This is a genomic window from Dactylosporangium sp. CA-139114 (assembly GCF_050955725.1).
Classification (GTDB): Bacteria; Actinomycetota; Actinomycetes; order Mycobacteriales; family Micromonosporaceae; genus Dactylosporangium.
In genome coordinates, this window is record NZ_CP192080.1 from 4,792,447 (window position 1) to 4,809,572 (window position 17,126).

Here is a 17,126-nt window from a genome sequence, read left to right on the forward strand (position 1 = left end):
TGCTCGCCGCGGACGGCCCGTGCCAGCATGGCATCGCATTGAAGCCCACCGTTCTGTGGTCCGGGTCATGCGCCCCACCGACACCCCCTGCGCACGCGCGGCGGCTCCCGCCTGCCCGCGTGCGGTGGGCGGCGACCCGGCCCCGGGACCGAGAAGGAGGCCCATCGTGGCAACCAGACGATCGTTGCGCGTCAAGGCGGTGATCGGCGGGGCCGTCGCCGCCGTCGCCGTGGCGGGCGCGATCATGACCATTCCGAACGCGAACGCCGCCGCCAGCACGCTCGGCGCGGCGGCCGCGCAGTCCGGGCGGTATTTCGGCACGGCGATCGCCGCGGGCCGGCTCGGCGACTCGACGTACACCACCATCGCCGGGCGTGAGTTCAACATGGTCACGGCCGAGAACGAGATGAAGCCCGACGCCACCGAGCCGCAGCGTGGCCAGTTCAACTTCAGCTCCGGCGACCAGATCTACAACTGGGCGACGCAGCGCGGCATGAAGGTCCGCGGGCACACCCTCGCGTGGCACTCCCAGCAGCCGAGCTGGTGGGGCGGGATCAGCGGCAGCACGCTGCGCCAGGCGATGATCGACCACATCAACGGCGTCATGGCCCACTACAAGGGCAAGCTGGCGTACTGGGATGTGGTCAACGAGGCGTTCAACGAGGACGGCAGCCGCCGGCAGTCCAACCTGCAGGCCACCGGGAACGACTGGATCGAGGTGGCGTTCCGGACCGCTCGCAACGCCGATCCGTCGGTCAAGCTGTGCTACAACGACTACAACATCGAGAACTGGTCCTACGGCAAGACGCAGGGTGTGTACAACATGATCCGGGACTTCAAGTCCCGTGGCGTGCCGATCGACTGCGTGGGGCTGCAGACGCACTTCACGGGTGGGAGTTCGCTGCCGTCGAACTTCCAGACGACGCTGTCGAGTTTCGCCGCGCTGGGTGTGGACGTGGCGCTGACCGAGGTCGACGTCACCAACGCGTCGACGTCGCAGTACGCCGGGCTGACCCAGGCCTGCATGAACGTGCCGCGCTGTGTCGGTATCACCGTGTGGGGCGTGCGTGACAGCGACTCGTGGCGCTCCAGCGAGAGCCCGCTGCTGTTCGACGGCGGCGGCAACAAGAAGGCCGCGTACACCTCGGTCCTCAACGCCCTCAACGCCGCCGGCCCGACTACCTCGCCGACCACCTCGCCGACCGGCGGCGGCACCCAGTCCCCGTCGCCCACGCCCACGACGGGGGGCGGCGGCGGGGGCCGGATCGTCGGCGCGCAGTCGGGCCGCTGCATCGACGTGCCGAACGCGTCGCACACCAACGGCACCCGGGTCCAGCTCTACGACTGCAACGGCCAGACCAACCAGCAGTGGACCTACACCTCCAGCAAGCAGCTGCAGGTGTACGGCAACATGTGCCTCGACGCCGCCGGGTCCGGCAACGGTGCGGCGGTGCAGATCTACAGCTGCAACGGCCAGACGAACCAGCAGTGGAACGTCAACGCCAACGGCACCATCTCCGGCGTGCAGTCCGGGCGCTGCCTGGACGTCTGGGGCACCGGCAACGGCCAGCAGGTCCAGCTCTACGACTGCTGGGGCGGGGCGAACCAGCGCTTCAGCCTGAGCTGAGCGCATTCCACCGGCGCCGGTGTGGTGGCGGAATCCCGCCGCCACACCGGCCTACGCCAGCGGGGGCCGGACGCGGAAGGTGCTGTCGGTGCGGAACGCCGCGGTGCCGTCCGCCTGCCGCACCCACAGCTGGTCGCCCTCGCGATGGATGAAGTACCCGCGGTAGTTCGACGCCTCCAGCATCACGTCGCCGGCGCCGGTGCCGAGCGGGCAGAACGTCGCGTCGCCGCGGAACAGCCACGTGCCCTCGTTGTGGCTCAACCGCAGCCGCCAGGACGCGTGGCGCAGGTACTGCCCGTCGGCGGCCCGGAACGAGTAGCAGGTCGCGTCGGCCAGGCCCGGCACCGCCTCGAACGTGGCCCGCTGCCGCGAGGACGCGGTGCCGGGCTCCACGAGGACGCCGAGCTGCCCGTCGGTGCCGAGGTAGCGCCCGGCGGACGCCCCGAACTCCAGCGACACCGGCCCGGGACGCAGCCCGACCGGCGCCGACGGCGGCGCGGAGGACGGCGCGGAGGATGGCCGCGCGCCGCCGGAGGGGCTCGCCGCGGACGGTGGCGACGGCTTACTCCCCGGCCAGGTCGCGGCGGTGGCCACCACCCCGGCGGCCAGCGAGCCGGCGACGACGAGCTTCGCGATCGGCAGGCCGGCCGCCCATCCCGCCTTGGCCGAGCCGCTCGCGGTGGCCTTGACGACCGCGGGGTACGCGGTGCCGGTGCCAGCGCCGATGACGGTGTCGTGGGCCGTCAGGGCCCCGGTGAGCGCGGCCGGCACCGGCAACAGCGCGAAGCCGTTCAGCAGCCGCTCGGTGCCGACCATCCCCTCGGCCGCCCGCGCGCAGGCCACGCAGGAACGGGTGTGCCGGGCGATCCGCTTGCGCCACAACGGGCTGGGGATGCCGTCCCAGCCGGCGACGACCGTGTCCAGCCACGGGCAGCGGGGCCGCGCGTCCAGCGCCGCCACGAGCACCCGCGCCTCCTCGAGCCGGTTGCGCATGCGCTGGATGCGCACGCCGGCGTGCACGACACCGACGCGGAGCGCGGCGGCGAGCTCGGCGCGGGTCAGCTCCTCGGCGATCTCCAGCCACCACAGCGACCACAGCACGCGGTCGTCGGGGTCGAGCCAGCCGACCGCCTGCCCGACCTGCCGCCGCTGCCCGGAGAGCTCCACGCGCAGGACGGTGAGATCCTCGAAGTCGTCGGCGTCCGGCGCGTCGGTGAGCGCGTCCAGGAGCGCCCTCCGCCCGGCGCTGATGCGCTCGCGCTGCAGGTAGGTGCCGGCCTGCCGGACGGCGATCGCGGCCAGCCAGGCGCGGAAGCTCTCCGGTTCGCGCAGCGACGGCAGCTGCCGCAGTGCGCGCAGCATCGTGTCCTGGACCACGTCGTCGACGGCGCCCGGATGCCCGGCGAGGGCGCGGCGCACGATGGTGTAGACCAGCGGCAGGTGCGCCTCCAGGAGGTCGCCGAGCGCGCGCTCGTCACCCGCTTTCGCCGCCGCGACCAGGGAAGTCCGGCCGGCCTTCGTCGTTGCCAAGATGCCATCACCGGCCGTTGCGTCGAGGGAGCCGGGTGTCCATCTCGGCATACCGCCCGGGACGTTGTCAAGCATCCGGCTCCCCCACATCTGCGGCCCCACGGATCAGCGGTAACCCGCCGCCGTGATGTTGGCCTGCACCGCGTCCTCGGTGGCGTTGCCCGGGTAGCCGGAGGTCATGACGCCCTCGTAGAAGGTGCCGACGGCGCCGTGGCTGTTGTCGCCGCCGATGCCGAGGATGATCGCGCCCTCCTTCTTCATCGGGTTGTAGCCGCTGACGTTGGGCCGCTTGCCGTCGTAGAACGTCGACAGGTTGCCGGACTGGGCGTTGCCGCCGCGGATCGCCCAGTGGTTCGCCTCGCCCTTGACGATCGCGGTGGTGAACCGGTAGTTGACCGTCGGGTCATTGGCGTTGTATCCGGCGTTGACGCCCGAGAACAGCCCGTTCTCGAGGTCGGCCATGATCCAGGGGCCGTTGCCGGTGCCGTAGCCCCAGACCTTGATGTTGCCGAAGTAGATGGCCTCCATGGTGCCGTTGCCGTTGTCGCGGCTGTTGGTCTCGGCGTTGCCGTAGTCGAAGCAGCAGCCGCCGTTGTAGTGGGTGCCGTCGAAGATGGCGTACATGCCCTCGGGCTGGTCGCCCCTGGCCACGCCGTTGGTGGCGTTGTTGCGGTAGCCGGTGCCGGCCGCGACGGAGACGCCGTAGGCCTTGTGCCCGGCGATGGTGATCGGGGCGGCGGTGGCGTTGGCGAGGTTGTCGTAGCCGCCCGCGGCCGGCCCCTGGAAGCCGCCGGGCGGGGCCTGGGTGAGCCGGTTGTTGCGGCCGGACTGGTCGTAGATGATCGTGATCAGGCACGTGGTGCCGGCGCAGAACGTGTCCTGCGTGGCGGCGTTGGCGTAGCCGCCGGGACTGAGCACCCCGATGTCGCGGGTCGTGTTGTCGGAGGAGCGCCGCACCTGGTAGAGCGGGCCGTTGTAGGCAGCGAAGAGTGCTCTGGTGGTGCTGTGCGCCGCGATGCAGGGCGTGCCCCCGGCGGCGTAGATGTCGCACGGGCCGGTCGGGCCGGGCGGCGGCGTCGAGGTGCTCGGGCTCGGGCTCAGGCTCGGGGTCGGTGATCCGCTCACGCCGCCGGTGCAGGTGATGCCGTTGAGGGCGAAGGCCGTCGGGGCGGGGTTGGCGGCGGTGAAGGTGCCGTTGAAGCCGAGGCTCACGGTGGCGCCGGTGGTGATGGCGGCGTTGTAGGCGGCGTTGGTGACGGTGACCGCGCCGCCGGACTGGGTGGCGGTGCCGTTCCACAGCTGGGTGATGGTCTGGCCGGCGGTGAAGGTCCAGGTGAGCCGCCAGCCGTTGACCGGGTCGCCGAGGTTGGTGACGTCGACGGCGGCGCCGAAGCCGCCCGGCCACTGGTTCGTCACGGTGTACGCGACCCGGCAGCCGGTCGTCGCCGCGGACGCGAGGTGACTGCCGGCCAGGCCCGTGCCCGCGACGGTCAGGGCGGTGAGCGCGATGATCGCGACGAGCGGCCGGCGCCGTCGTCGGGTGGAGCTCTCAGACATCGAGTGTCCCTCCAGGAGCGTTACCGGTGGCGGCCAGCCGGATTCGACATTCGCGAATATTCGTTCGGGAGTGTTAGCGCTCACTTTCCCGATGTCAACCGCCGCCGCGGGACGACCGTGGCAGGCGCGCGGGCATAACCCTTTTCGGGAAGGCTCCCGTACACTGCGCGATGTGATCGACAGGCACCCGCCGTCCCCGCGCGTGCGCTGGCGCGGTGACCTGCCCGTGGCCGAGATCGCGCAGCTCGCCGGCGTCTCCCAGCCCACGGTCTCCAAGGTGCTCAACGGCCGGGCCGGGGTCGGCGACTCCACCCGCCGGCGGGTGGAGTCCCTGCTGCGCGAGCACGGCTACCGCCGGTCGGCCGGCGCGCCCGCGACGGCGGGCGTCGAGGTGCTCTTCTCCGGGATGCTCGCCTACATCGCGCTGGAGGTCGTCCGCGGCATCGAGGACGTGGCCGCCGCCCGGGACCTGACCGTGAGCGTCACCGACATCACGCGCCGGGCCGCGGCCGGGCAGTCGTGGATCGAGCCGCTGCTGCTGCGCCGGCCCGTCGGGGTCGTCGCCGCGTTCGCCGGGCTGACCGCCGAACATCTCGAGCTGCTCGACGCGGGCGACATCCCGGTCGTGACCCTCGACCCGACCGGCGACGTGCACCCGGTCCCGTCCGTCGGCTCGAACAACTGGAGCGGCGCCCTCGCCGCCACCCGGCACCTGCTGGGCCTCGGGCACCGGCGCATCGGCGTGATCACCGGGCCGGTCAAGGACCTCGCCGCGCGGGCCCGCCTCGACGGCTTCCGGGCCGGGCTCGACGCCGCCGAGGTGCCGTTCGACGAAGGGCTGCGGCGCAGCGGCGTCTTCACCTTCGAGGACGGCCGCGACCTCGGCCTGCAGCTGCTGCGGCGGCCCGACCGGCCGACCGCCGTGATCTGCGGCGACGACCTGCAGGCCATCGGCGTCTACGAGGCGGCGCGGATCTGCGGCCTGCGCATTCCGGACCAGCTCAGCGTCGTCGGCTTCGACGACATCGAGCACTGCGCCTGGGCGGGGCCGCCGTTGACCACGGTGCGCCAGCCGTTCGCGGAGATGGGTGCCGCGGCGGCCCGGCTCGTGATGGCCCTGGCCGCGGGCGAGTGCCCGGCGCAGACGCGGGTCGAGCTCGGCGCCGCCCTCGTGGTGCGCGGCAGCACCGCGCCACCAGCCGCGCGCTGAAGCGTCCGGCGCGTTCGGGCCGCGCCCGGCACCGGCCGCCGAGACGCTCAGCGCGGCCTCGTGGTGCACCGCGGCACGGCGTCGCGCGCTGAAACTTTCAGCGCGTTCGAGCCGCCCGCGGGGCCGTGTCCGGCCGGGTTTCGCGCTCTGCGAGCGCGCGCATGGCCGGAGGGGGAAGCGAGGGCTCCCCGCGGGCGCATTGACGCCTTTCGTGTGACCGTGGACATTCGCGAATGTCATTCGTCCGGATCGTGGCGCCCGCCGATGCGCTCGTCCGGCCGCATCGGTCAGACCCGGAAGGGGATCCTCCCTCATGACCCGAACCATCCGAGGCGGCCGCGGCCGTGTGCGCCTCGCCGTGACGCTCGCCGCGGTGAGCGCCGTGGCCGCGGGCGCCGCCGTCGCCCTCGCCTCCGGTGCGGAAGCCGGCAGCACGCTCGGCGCCTCGGCGGCGGAGAAGGGGCGGTACTTCGGCACCGCCGTCGCCGCGGGGAAGCTGAGCAACAGCCAGTACACCGGCATTCTCGACCGCGAGTTCAACATGATCACGCCCGAGAACGAGATGAAGTGGGACGCGACCGAGCCCACCCAGGGGCAGTTCCGCTACACCAGCGCCGACCAGATCGTCTCGCACGCCCAGGCCCACGGGCAGCGCATGCGCGGCCACGCCCTGCTCTGGTATCAGCAGGAGCCGGGCTGGGCCCAGAACATGTCCGGCAGCGCACTGCGCAGCGCCATGATGAACCACGTCAGCACCGTCGCCGGGCACTACAAGGGCAAGATCTACGCCTGGGACGTGGTGAACGAGGCGTTCGCCGACGGCAACAGCGGCGCGCGGCGCGACTCGAACCTGCAGCGCACCGGCAACGACTGGATCGAGGCCGCGTTCCGGGCCGCCCGGGCCGCCGACCCGGGCGCGAAGCTCTGCTACAACGACTACAACACCGACGGCATCAACGCGAAGAGCACCGGCGTCTACAACATGGTGAAGGACTTCAGGTCGCGCGGGGTGCCGATCGACTGCGTCGGGTTCCAGTCCCACCTGGGCGGGCTGCCGCCGTCGGACTACCAGGCGAACCTGCAGCGCTTCGCCGACCTCGGGGTCGAGGTGCAGATCACGGAGCTGGACATCTCCGGCTCCAACCAGGCCACCGCCTACGCCAACGTGGTCAAGGCGTGCCTGAACGTGTCGCGGTGCGCGGGCATCACCACCTGGGGCATCCGTGACAGCGACTCGTGGCGCACGGGCGAGAACCCGTTGCTCTTCGACGCCAACGGCAACAAGAAGGCCGCGTACACCGCCACGCTCAACGCCCTCAACGGCCCGGGCAGCACCGTGTCCACCCCGCCGGTGAGCTCCCAGCCGCCGGTGAGCTCGCAGCCGCCGGTGAGCTCCTCGCCCGGGGGCGGGACGGGCCGCGGCTGCACCGCGGCCGTCTCCGTCAACCAGTGGGACGGCGGGTTCGTCGCCACCGTCAGGGTCACCGCGGGCTCGTCCGCCATCAACGGCTGGACCGTGAACCTGGCGCTGCCGTCGGGCGTGACCGTCACCGGCTCCTGGAACGTCACCCGCTCCGGCAACTCCTGGACGAACGTGTCCTACAACGGGCACGTCGAGGCCGGGCAGTACACGGAGTTCGGCTTCCAGGCCACCGGGACGGCCGCGGGCCTCAACCCGGCCTGCTCGGCCGGCTGACATCTCCATCGGGCTGGACGCGACGCCCGATCGCGTGGCCGTGCGGTTGGCAGACCGCACGGCCACGCACCCGCTGCCGGCTTGCGCCGGCCGATCAGCCGGTGGTCGCCGGCCGCCGCCTGACGCCGGGCAGCACGCGGCCGGTGCCCGCGACGAGCAGGACCACGACGAGGGCGACGGCCAGCGGGGAGACGCGCAGAAGGCCGAGGGCGGCGACGAGCACCCACAGCAGCATCGTGACGGGAATCGCGGCGAGCAGGACGGCGCGCGGGCGCGGTGCGGGCCAGCGCAGCGCCGTGGCGACGCCCACGGCCAGGACGGCCAGGGCGTCGACCTGCGCGATGCCGCCGGCGGCCACCTGGTAGAGCAGCAGTGCGGCGACGACGCCCAGCATCGTGCGGCGGGCCGAGAGGATCCACGCCACCGCGATGGCGAGCCGGAGCACGGCGGGGATCAGCAGGACGAGGGCCACGCTGTGGATGGGCAACGCGCGGTCGACGCTGACGAAGGCCCTGCCGGTGCCGATGTCGTACGCCGTTGTGGCGATCCATGTGCTGACGGCGACGAGGTACGCGGCCAGCAGCAGCGACGCCGGGCCGCCCAGGCGCAGACGCAGTGCGAGGCCGAGCACGCCGGCCGACTGGCGCAGGCTGGGCCGGGTGCGGCCCTCGTCCAGGTCGAGCAGGAGGCCGAGCAGCTCCTCGCCGCGGGCGGCGCGATGGTCGGCGGGCAGCAGGCGCAGCAGGCGGCGGTAGCGCCGCTCCAGCGGGCTCATCCGCTCAGGCCCAGCTGCGCGCGGCGGGCGAGGCGGCGCTTGGCCGCGCGGGCCTGGCCGGCCATGCGTTCGGTCTCGGCCTCCACCACGGCCGCGCCCGCGTCGGTCAGGCGGTAGTAGCGGCGCAGCCGGCCGTTCTCCACCTCGTCGCGCTCGGGCTCGACGAGGCCGCGGGCCGTGAGGCGCTCCAGCGCCGCGTAGAGCGTGCTCGCCCGGAGGTGAACGCGGTCACCGGACAGCGCGGCCACCTCGGTCACCAGGCCGTAGCCGTGCCGGGGCTGGTCGGCCAGCCCGGCGAGGATCAGAAACGACTGTTCGCTCAATGATTCCACGTCGAGAGCATATACCGCGCGATGGTATATGCTCTCGCCGCGGTGGCGGCGGTGCACCTGCCCGCGCCGGCGGGGCAAGTCGGGACGGGGCCCTGCCGCGGGCCCCCGTCCGTCACTCGGGCTGGCCGTTGCTGACGACGAGCTGGACCGGGCCGCCCTTGGTCGTGGCGCCGCCCGGGTTGGTGCGGTCGACGGTGCCGGCCGGGCACTTGGACGGCACCTGCGCCGCCGCGACCGTGACCGAGAAGCCCGCCTTGGCGACCTTGTCCCGCGCCTGGTCGACCGGGAGGCACTTGACCGACGGGATGTCGACCAGCTTGCCCTGCGCGCGGTCCTTCGTGGGCGCGGTGAACTTGACCTCGGGCTGGCCGGCGAGCCCGTCGCGCAGCACGCCGAGGGCCGCGTAGTTCACCGGCGCGTGCTGCATGTCCACGGTGGTCTCGGGCCAGTCCGGGTCGGTCAGGAAGCCGGAGACCGCGAGCTGCTTGGTCATGACGGTGAACGTGGCGCTCTTCTCCGAGTCCGTCGTTCCGGACTTGCCGGCGATCTGCCGCTTCACGAAGCCGCGCGCGTACTGCGCCGTCGCCCCGTTGCACTTGCTGGTCGCGGACTGGTCGCCGACCGGGCAGCGGGCCATGTCCACCGCGGCCCGCGCGACCTCGGGGTCGACCACCTGCTTGCACTTCGGGTCGAGGCCCTCGACCTTCTTGCCGCTGTTGTCCTTGACCTCGAGGATCGGGGTCGGCTCGCAGTAGAGGCCGTCCGCGGCGAGCGTGCCGTAGGCGTTGGCCAGCTGCAGCGGGGTCGTGGCCGAGACGCCCAGCGTGAACGCGCCCCACCCGTCGGGCTTGGCCGCGAGGTCGGCGTCCTCCTTGGCGTTGAACTGGATGCCGAGGCGCTTGGCCACGTCGACCACGTGCTTGACGCCGACCTGCTGCTCGAGCGGGACGAAGTAGGTGTTGATGGAGCTGCCGAACGCGGTCCACATGTTGTAGGGCCCGGACTGCCCGCCGGAGTTCTTCGGGCAGTAGTGGTTGCCGTTGCACGTGGCCGGGCCGCCGCCGTTGAGGATGAAGTCCGAGACGAACTGCTTCTCGGTCTGGATCGTCGTGGCCAGGGGCAGGCCGGACTCCAGCGCCGCCACCGCGGTGAACATCTTGAACGCGGAGCCGGCCTGGTAGCCGGGGATGTCCGCGTCGCCGGTGATGATCGGCACCGTGGTGTTCGGGTAGTTGCCCTTCTGGCCCTTCTTGCCCGGGTTCGTGTTCTCCTTGTTGCCGCTCTGGTCGTTGCTGAACGTCCGGTTGGTCGCCAGCGCCGTCACCCGCCCGGTCCCGGGCTGGATCGCGGCGAGCATGAGGGCGCTGGAGTTGCCGAGGTGGATCTGCTGGTTCTTGGCGACGTCCTTGGGCTGCTCCTGCGCATACTTCGCCGCGGCCGTCTGCGTCTGGATGTCCAGCGAGGTGATGATGGTGTAGCCGCCTGCGCGCAGCCGGTTGGCGCGCTGGTACTCGTCCTCGCCGAACACCTTCTGGTCGTCCCACCAGCGCCGCAGGTAGTCGCAGAAGAACCCGGCGCCGAGCTCGGGGGAGGCCTGGATGGACTCGCAGCCCTCCGGGGTCCGCTTGCCGACGATGGTCAGCTTCTCGGTCGCGGCGGCATCGGCGGCCGCCTTGTCGATGTAGCCCATCGAGACCATCTGGTTGAGGACGTACTTCTGCCGCTTGACCGCCTCCGGGTAGCCCTTCTCGGTGGCGGGGTCGTTGGTGCCCGGTGCCTTCACCAGCCCGGCGATGAGCGCGGACTCGGGCAGCGTCAGGTCCTTGGGGTCCTTGTCGAAGTACACGTGCGCGGCCGCGTAGACGCCGTAGGCGCCGTGGCCGAAGGGCGCGATGTTGAGGTACCGCTCGAGGATCTCCTTCTTGGAGAGCTTCTTCTCGAGGTCGATCGCGTACTTCATCTCGCGCAGCTTGCGTGTGCTGGTCTTGCCGGTGGCGTCGACCACCTCCTGCGGCGTCTGCGCGGAGTACGCGATGGCCTGCCGCACGTACTGCATCGTCAGCGTCGAGGCGCCCTGCTCGGTCCCGCCCGCGTTCTGGTTGGCCACGAACGCCCGCGCGACGCCCTTCACGTCCACGCCGCGGTGCTCGTAGAACCGGTTGTCCTCGGCCGCGACCATCGCCTGCTGCATGACCGGGGCGACGTCGTCGATCTTCACGTCGCGGCGGTTCTCGTCGTACATCATCGCCAGCCGCGTCTTGCCGTCCGCGGCGAGCACGTAGCTGATCTGCGGCGACGGCAGCACGACGAGGTCGCTGGACATGCTCTCGAACGTGTCCGAGCCGGTCTTCGCGGCCAGCCCCGACATCGCCACGATGGGCAACGCCGCCCCGGCGACCACCAGCCCGGCCAGCAGCCCGCACAGCAGCAGCGAGGCCGCGCTGGGCAGCAGGCTGTTCCTACGAATTCGTACCCGGGCCACGCTGTCGTCCCCCCGTGTCGTGCGGCGTCCTTGTGCGTTCGTCGTCCTCGTCCGTCCTAGACGCGGAACACGGAGCGTGAGGTTGCCGCCGGTGTGAGAAAGTTTTCGCGGTCAGGGTACGGGCTCGGCGGCAACCCCGATCCGGGGCGGTCGGCCGCGATCCGGTTCCGGGAGTGCGGCGGCCTGCGGGTCGCCGGCGGGCCGCGGCTTGACCGGCGGTGCTACTTCGCAGCCGATCCGGGGACCAGGGATTCCAGGCCGTCCAGGAGCCAGTCCAGGATGGCCTCGAAGGTCTGCGGCGCGGCCGCGTGCCGGTCCGGGTCGGCGGCCCAGCGGCTGAAGTGGGGGTGGGCGCCCTGCGCCGCGATGCGCTCCAGATACGGCGCCGCGCTCGCGGCCAGGTCGGCGTCGGTGGGGGAGCCGATGCCGGCGCGCATGGTGCGCTCCTCCAGCAGCGCCAGGCCGGAGCCGAACACGTGGCCCAGCACGGTGCTGACGAACCCCATGCGGGTGGCCGCCGGCAGGCGCAGCGGGTCGAGCTCCGCCAGGGCCGCGTCGTAGAGGGCCAGCGCGTTCGGGCCCAGGGGCGGGCGGGCGAAGGCCAGGCGCGCGAACCACGGGTGGCGCTGGACCGCGGCCCAGCCCGACGTGCCGATCGAGCGCAGGGCCGGGCGCCAGCCCTCGCCCCGCCGGACGGTGAACCGCCCGTACACCTGGTCGGCCATCAGGTCCGCGAGGCCGTCCTTGCTGCCGACGTACCGGTACAGCGCCATGGGGCTGCGCACGCCCAGGCGGGCGGCCAGCGCGCGCATGGTGACCTCGCCGCTGGGCTCGGCGTCGGCCAGCTCCGTCGCGGCGGCGACGATGCGCTCGCGGCTCAGGGGCGGGGGAGCGGGGGTGTCGTACCACACCGGACTGTTCATGGTGGACAAAGATTAGCAGGGCGTGTACTACGTACACCATGAGTGGACAACGTACACCTGACGTCCTCATCGTCGGCGGAGGGCTGGTCGGGCTCACCGCTGCGCTCGTGCTGCGCCATCACGGGGTCTGCGTGACCCTCGTCGAGCGCCGCGCCGGGACCTCGCCGCAGCCGAAGGCCCGCCGCTTCCACATGCGCACCATGGAGATCTTCCGTGAGCTCGGGCTGGCCGGGCTCGTCCACGCGGCCGCCCGCGATCTGGCCGGGCACGATCACATGGCGGCCGGGCGCACCCTCGCGGAGGCCGAGCGGCTGCCGCTGTGGCAGCCGGCCGGCGGGATCGCGGTCGAGGTCAGCCCGGAGCTGCCGTGCCTGCTCGCGCAGGACTCGCTCGAGCCGCTGCTGCGCGCCGCGGCGGTCGAGGCGGGCGCGGACGTGCGGTTCGGCACCGGTCTGCTCGGCTTCGAGCAGACCGGCGACGAGGTGATCGGCCGCCTGGAGCACGCCGAGATCCGCGCGCGGTACCTCATCGCGGCCGACGGCGCCCGCAGCGGCATCCGCGAGGCGCTCGGCATCACCCGCGCGGGATCGGGCGCGCTCGGCGGGCCGAACGTGAACGTGTACTTCACCGCCGACCTCGCCGACGTCGTGCGCGGCCGCGAGTTCAACCTGTGCCAGATCGACCATCCGGATGCGCCCGGCGCACTGGCCTGCGTGGACGGGCGGCACCGCTGGGTGTTCATGAGCCCGGGCGGCGACACCGAGCGCGACTGGCCATCGCTGCTGCGCACGGCGCTGGGGGTACCGGTGCCGGATCTCGACGTGCGAAGCGTCCTGCCGTGGCAGGCCGAGATGCTGGTCGCCGAGCGCTACTCGGCCGGACGCGTGTTCCTCGCCGGCGACGCGGCGCACGTGATGCCGCCGTATGCGGCCAGCGGCGCGAACACCGGGATCGCCGATGTGCACAACCTCGGCTGGAAGCTCGCCGCCGTCCTGCGCGGGCAGGCCGCGCCGGGCCTGCTCGACACCTATCACGCCGAGCGCCGCCCGGCGGGCTGGTTCGCCGCCGAGCAGTCCGCCCGCCGCACCGAGTCGTTCCGGCTCGGCGCGCCCGACCCGACCCTCGCGCACCCCTACGTGCTGGCGGCCGGCGGCTTCCAGTACACCGCCGGCGCGATCGTGCCGGACGGCTCCGAGGAGCCGACGCTCGACTTCGCCCCGGCGGGCCGCGTCGGCACCCGGGTGCCGCACCGCTGGCTCGACGACGGCCGGGCGGTGTCCACATTGGACGTCGCCGGGCCGCGGTGGGCGGTGCTGCCGGGCGGTGGCCGGGTGGACTTCGCGGGCCCCGGCGAGGTGCTGCTCCTGCGCCCGGACCACGTCGTCGCCTGGCGGGGCACCGGCGCCGACGACGCCGCCCGGGTCCGCGACGCGCTGCTGCAGGGCTAGCCCCGGCGCGCGGTACCGTTGCCGGGGTGTGGGTCGCCGTCGTGCTGGTGGCCGCCGTCGTCGTGTTGGACAGCTCCGGATTGCTCAGCCCGTGGTGGTCCGTGCTCGTCGACGATGTCGCGCAGCTGCTGGCCGCCGTCGCCGCGACGGTGGCCTGCTGGCTCGCCGCCGCACGGCAGCACGGGATCCAGCGGTGGTGGCGCATCTGGATGGGCGTGGGCACGTGCGGCTGGGCGCTGGGCCAGCTCGTCTGGTGCTGGTACTTCCTGGTCCGCGGCAACCGGCTGCCGAGCCCCTCGCTCGCCGATGCCGGCTACCTGATCCTGCCGGTGTTCGCGTTCGTGGCGCTCGTCACCATCGCGATCGGCCCGTCCGGCCAGCGCCTGCCCCGCCACCTCGCGGGGCAGGCGCTGACGGCGATCGACGGGCTCGTCATCGTCGGCGCGCTGTTCGTGCTCAGCTGGATCAGCGTGCTGGGCCCCGCCGTGCACAGCGGCGGCGCCAATCGGATGGACTACGCGCTCGCGATCGCGTACCCGGTCACCGACCTGCTGCTCACCGTCCAGGTGGTCCTGCTGCTCGGCGCGTCCTCGGCGGTCCACCGCACCCAGCTGGCCCTGCTCGGCGGCGGCCTGTTCTGCTTCGTGCTGTCCGACAGCACGTTCGCCTACCAGGTGTCCGTCCGCGCCGGCGGCATCCCCCCGATCGCCGACATCGGGTACGTCGCCGGGTTCGTCCTCATCGCGTTCGCGGCGTGGACCGAACCGGGCCCGCCGCCGCGCTGGGCGGCGCGCGGCGAGCTGGGCTGGGGCCGGCTGCTGCTGCCGTACTACCCGGTGGCCGCGATGGCCGTCGCGCTGGTCGTGCTGCGCGTCAGGGGCACCGAGGCCGACGACGTCACGGTGATCGTCGCGTCCGCGGTCGTCACCCTGCTCGTCGTCCGCCAGGCGATCACGCTCGTGCAGAGCGCCGGCCTGGTCGCCTCGCGCACCCGGCTGCTGCTCACCAACGACGACGCCCGCCGGGAGCTGGAGCGCAACCTGCACGACGGCGTCCAGCAGCGGCTCATCGCCCTGGCGCTGGACATCCGCCGGGCCGAGTCGGAGGTTCCCCCCGAGCTCACCCGGCTCCGCGCGGAGCTCGACGCCGTCGTCGCCGCACTGAACGGCACCGTCGACGAGGTGCGGGAGATCTCGCGCGGGGTACACCCGTCGATCCTGACCCAGGGCGGGCTGCGGCTCGGGCTGCGCGCGCTCGCCCGGCGCTCGGCCGTGGCCGTCGAGCTCGACGTGCAGATGGAGGGGCGGCTGCCCGAGCCGGTGGAGGTCGCCGCGTACTACGTGATGGCCGAGGCCCTCACCAACGCCGCCAAGCACGCCGAGGCCACCGTCGTGTCGGCCGCGGCGGCGGTGCGGGGTGGCGTGCTGCACCTGTCGATCCGCGACAACGGCGTCGGCGGCGCGGATCCCCGCTCCGGGACGGGCCTCACCGGCCTGTCCGACCGGGTCGCGGCGCTCGGCGGCACCCTGACCGTGGACAGCATGCCCGGCCGCGGCACGTGCCTGCACGCCGAGTTCCCGCTCGAACGGCCGTGACGAGCTTCAAGCTCAGGGTGCGGGGTTCTCCGCGATCAGCCGGATCGTGAAGCCCTCCGGGCCGTGCCGCAGCGACACGTACGCGCACAGCTGGTACGTCAGCCACAGCCCCAGCCCGCCCGGCCCCTCCGCGGCGATCAGGCCGGCCGCCGGATCGGCCGGACCCGGGCCGCGATCGCCGACGGTCACGAGCATGCGGCCCCGCTCGGCCCAAGCGCGCAGGCGCACCGGCGCGCGGCCGTGCCGCACGGCGTTGGTGACCGCCTCGGTGACGCCCAGCACCAGCCCCTGCAGCTCCTCGACGTCCAGCGCCGCGATCGGCTGCAGCGCCTCGACGGCGTTGCGGGCCCGCACGAGCGACGGGTCGATCAGCTCGACCGCCGGCGGGAGCGCCTCGAGCGGGTCCGCCCACGGCCGCGCCGCGTGGGCGAGGAAGTCGCGCGGCTGCCGGTAGTCCGGGCTGCCGGCCCGGGCCCCGTCGGCGGTGACCAGGTGCGTGTGCGTGCGCCGCACGTCCTCGAGGACCTCGGGCGCAGCGGTGCGGGTGTCATAGGGGCAGAGGCCGTACATCGGGAACTCGTCGTACACCTCGTTGGCGACGGCCTCGTAGCGCGCCCACCACTCCCACGGCACCCCGGAGCCCGGGTGCGGCACGTCCCCGGCGATGCGGATCTGGGTCGCGCCCTCGGCCACGTAGCGGGCCAGCATGTCGCGGTGCCGCCGGATCGCGACCGCCGGGCGCAGGTAGTGGCGACCGCCGTCGATGAACACGACCCCGCTGCCCGTGCCGAGGGCGTCGCGCACCAGCGACTGGTTGTGCGGGCCGAACAGCGAGACGGCCGGCTCGCCCGCCGCGACACCGTCGCGCAGGAACGGCAGCACGAGCGCCAGGAACTCCTCGTCGCCGGCGTAGAAGCCGGCCTCGTGCAGGAAGCCGTGGTGCCCGGCCGCGGGTCCTGACCTCACGACACCACCACCCGAAGGTCGCGCAGTTCCAGCAGGCCGGCCAGGCGCGGTACGGCGCTGTCCCGCCCGACCCGCAGCACGGTCGCCGCGCCCCGGCCGCGCACGTGCCCGACGAGCTGCATCAGGGCTCGGTGGTCGATGAACCCGAGCCCCCGCGCGTCGATCGTCACCGCGCCGCCGACCGGCTCGAGCGCGACCCACCGCAGCGCCGCCCGCAGCTGCTCGTGCCCGGCCGGGTCGATCTCGCCCGCCAGCACCGCGGCCACCCCCGGCTCCCCGGCCGCGTACAGGCGAAACGGCGTCGCGGCCGGTTGCGCGAGCGGGTGCATGCCGGCGAGCTCGGCCACGGCGGCGTCACCGAGCGCGGCGCGGTTGAATCCGCACAGACCGGACAGCTGGTGGCGCGCCATGTAGGAGTCGATCATGAATTCGAACCGTCCGAAGGCCGCTCGCCCCTCCGGCGTCGCCACCATCCGGGTCGCGTCGCCCGCGACCCGCAGACCGGTGTAGCCGTCGGCGAGCGCCCGCTCGGTCGCGTCCGCCAGGAAGCGCACCTGCTCGGCCGGGTCGATCGGCCCGCCGCGGTCGTCGTGCACGAAGCTGAGCACCCGGTGACCGGCCCCCCGGCCATCGGCCAGGAAGCGGTCCGCGACCTCGTGGTAGTCGGCCGGATCGTCGAAGATCCAGCTGATGTGGTCGTGTCCGCCGAGCGCGTCGACCGCGTCGACGAACCCGGTCCGGCGCATGGTCCGAACGGTAACACGCGTGTTGCCCGGCAAGCTCTTTCCCGCCCGGGCGCGGGCGACCGGCGCGCGCGGCCTGGAGTTGTGCACGTCGGGTACCCTTGCCGGTGAAGGGGAGTAGTCCTTCGCCGGTTCGCCGTCAGTTCGGAGCCCTCGCGGTTCCCGGTGGCCGGGCCCCGCGTGACCGGGGTGGACGAGACCTTCGACCCAGCTGGTGACGAACACGTTTGCCGCGGACAGGG

13 protein-coding genes are annotated in these 17,126 nt (G+C 73.0%); 5 read left to right on the forward strand and 8 right to left on the reverse strand.

The annotated features are described in order from the left end of the window. The first annotated feature begins 166 nt into the window (after positions 1-166). Entirely contained in the window at positions 167-1,627 is a 1,461-nt protein-coding gene (locus ACQP2P_RS21720) for an endo-1,4-beta-xylanase (protein ID WP_433618624.1), read from the forward strand. A gap of 51 nt (positions 1,628-1,678) precedes the next feature. Here ACQP2P_RS21720 and ACQP2P_RS21725 read toward each other — a convergent pair whose 3' ends face one another. Both ACQP2P_RS21725 and ACQP2P_RS21730 read right to left on the reverse strand, forming a co-directional pair. Next, the gene (locus ACQP2P_RS21725; protein WP_433618625.1) at positions 1,679-3,157 is read right to left on the reverse strand and encodes a sigma-70 family RNA polymerase sigma factor; all 1,479 of its coding nucleotides are present in this window, start codon (positions 3,155-3,157) and stop codon (positions 1,679-1,681) included. Between the two features lie 105 nt (positions 3,158-3,262). After that, complete coding sequence (locus ACQP2P_RS21730; protein ID WP_433618626.1) at positions 3,263-4,714, reverse strand: arabinofuranosidase catalytic domain-containing protein; 1,452 nt, start codon at positions 4,712-4,714, stop codon at positions 3,263-3,265. A gap of 172 nt (positions 4,715-4,886) precedes the next feature. On the opposite strand from ACQP2P_RS21730, the gene ACQP2P_RS21735 reads away from it, so the two are divergent. Next, complete coding sequence (locus ACQP2P_RS21735) at positions 4,887-5,924, forward strand: LacI family DNA-binding transcriptional regulator (protein WP_433618628.1); 1,038 nt, start codon at positions 4,887-4,889, stop codon at positions 5,922-5,924. Positions 5,925-6,237: 313 nt separating this feature from the next. Next, positions 6,238-7,620: an endo-1,4-beta-xylanase gene (locus ACQP2P_RS21740; RefSeq protein WP_433618630.1), complete on the forward strand. Its 1,383-nt coding sequence runs from the start codon at positions 6,238-6,240 to the stop codon at positions 7,618-7,620. A 94-nt stretch (positions 7,621-7,714) separates the two neighbouring features. On the opposite strand, the gene ACQP2P_RS21745 is transcribed toward ACQP2P_RS21740, so the two are convergent. The 4 genes from ACQP2P_RS21745 to ACQP2P_RS21760 all read right to left on the reverse strand — a co-directional run bounded on the left by ACQP2P_RS21745 (position 7,715) and on the right by ACQP2P_RS21760 (position 12,132). Continuing rightward, positions 7,715-8,395 (reverse strand): hypothetical protein, encoded by a 681-nt coding sequence (locus ACQP2P_RS21745; protein ID WP_433618632.1) that lies wholly within the window; start codon positions 8,393-8,395, stop codon positions 7,715-7,717. Further along, entirely contained in the window at positions 8,392-8,727 is a 336-nt protein-coding gene (locus ACQP2P_RS21750) for a PadR family transcriptional regulator (protein ID WP_433618633.1), read from the reverse strand. Before ACQP2P_RS21750 ends, ACQP2P_RS21745 begins: the two co-directional genes overlap by 4 nt. A gap of 112 nt (positions 8,728-8,839) precedes the next feature. Beyond that, a complete protein-coding gene (locus tag ACQP2P_RS21755; protein ID WP_433618634.1) occupies positions 8,840-11,209 on the reverse strand; it encodes a penicillin-binding protein in 2,370 nt (789 codons plus the stop codon). A gap of 221 nt (positions 11,210-11,430) precedes the next feature. Further along, positions 11,431-12,132 (reverse strand): TetR/AcrR family transcriptional regulator, encoded by a 702-nt coding sequence (locus ACQP2P_RS21760; RefSeq protein ID WP_433618636.1) that lies wholly within the window; start codon positions 12,130-12,132, stop codon positions 11,431-11,433. A 38-nt stretch (positions 12,133-12,170) separates the two neighbouring features. Here ACQP2P_RS21760 and ACQP2P_RS21765 point away from each other — a divergent pair, with 38 nt between their 5' ends. Together ACQP2P_RS21765 and ACQP2P_RS21770 are read left to right on the forward strand one after the other, a co-directional pair. Next, positions 12,171-13,580: an FAD-dependent monooxygenase gene (locus ACQP2P_RS21765; RefSeq protein ID WP_433618637.1), complete on the forward strand. Its 1,410-nt coding sequence runs from the start codon at positions 12,171-12,173 to the stop codon at positions 13,578-13,580. Between the two features lie 26 nt (positions 13,581-13,606). Then, positions 13,607-15,175, forward strand: a complete 1,569-nt coding sequence (locus tag ACQP2P_RS21770) for a sensor histidine kinase (RefSeq protein WP_433618638.1) — start codon at positions 13,607-13,609, stop codon at positions 15,173-15,175. A 12-nt stretch (positions 15,176-15,187) separates the two neighbouring features. Here ACQP2P_RS21770 and ACQP2P_RS21775 read toward each other — a convergent pair whose 3' ends face one another. Together ACQP2P_RS21775 and ACQP2P_RS21780 are read right to left on the reverse strand one after the other, a co-directional pair. Then, a complete protein-coding gene (locus ACQP2P_RS21775) occupies positions 15,188-16,141 on the reverse strand; it encodes an anti-sigma factor RsbA family regulatory protein (RefSeq protein ID WP_433618639.1) in 954 nt (317 codons plus the stop codon). Then, positions 16,138-16,887 carry an MEDS domain-containing protein gene (locus ACQP2P_RS21780; protein WP_433618641.1) on the reverse strand — a complete coding sequence of 250 codons (750 nt, stop codon included), beginning with the start codon at positions 16,885-16,887 and terminating at the stop codon, positions 16,138-16,140. Before ACQP2P_RS21780 ends, ACQP2P_RS21775 begins: the two co-directional genes overlap by 4 nt. Between the last annotated feature and the right edge of the window lie 239 nt (positions 16,888-17,126).

Bases quoted from the DNA above. Each gene is read 5' to 3' on its own strand.
- ACQP2P_RS21740 (WP_433618630.1), top strand. From the start codon at position 6,238: ATGACCCGAACCATCCGAGGCGGCCGCGGCCGTGTGCGCCTCGCCGTG.
- ACQP2P_RS21730 (WP_433618626.1), bottom strand. From the start codon at position 4,714: ATGTCTGAGAGCTCCACCCGACGACGGCGCCGGCCGCTCGTCGCGATC.
- ACQP2P_RS21765 (WP_433618637.1), top strand. From the start codon at position 12,171: ATGAGTGGACAACGTACACCTGACGTCCTCATCGTCGGCGGAGGGCTG.
- ACQP2P_RS21760 (WP_433618636.1), bottom strand. From the start codon at position 12,132: ATGAACAGTCCGGTGTGGTACGACACCCCCGCTCCCCCGCCCCTGAGC.
- ACQP2P_RS21780 (WP_433618641.1), bottom strand. From the start codon at position 16,887: ATGCGCCGGACCGGGTTCGTCGACGCGGTCGACGCGCTCGGCGGACAC.
- ACQP2P_RS21745 (WP_433618632.1), bottom strand. From the start codon at position 8,395: ATGAGCCCGCTGGAGCGGCGCTACCGCCGCCTGCTGCGCCTGCTGCCC.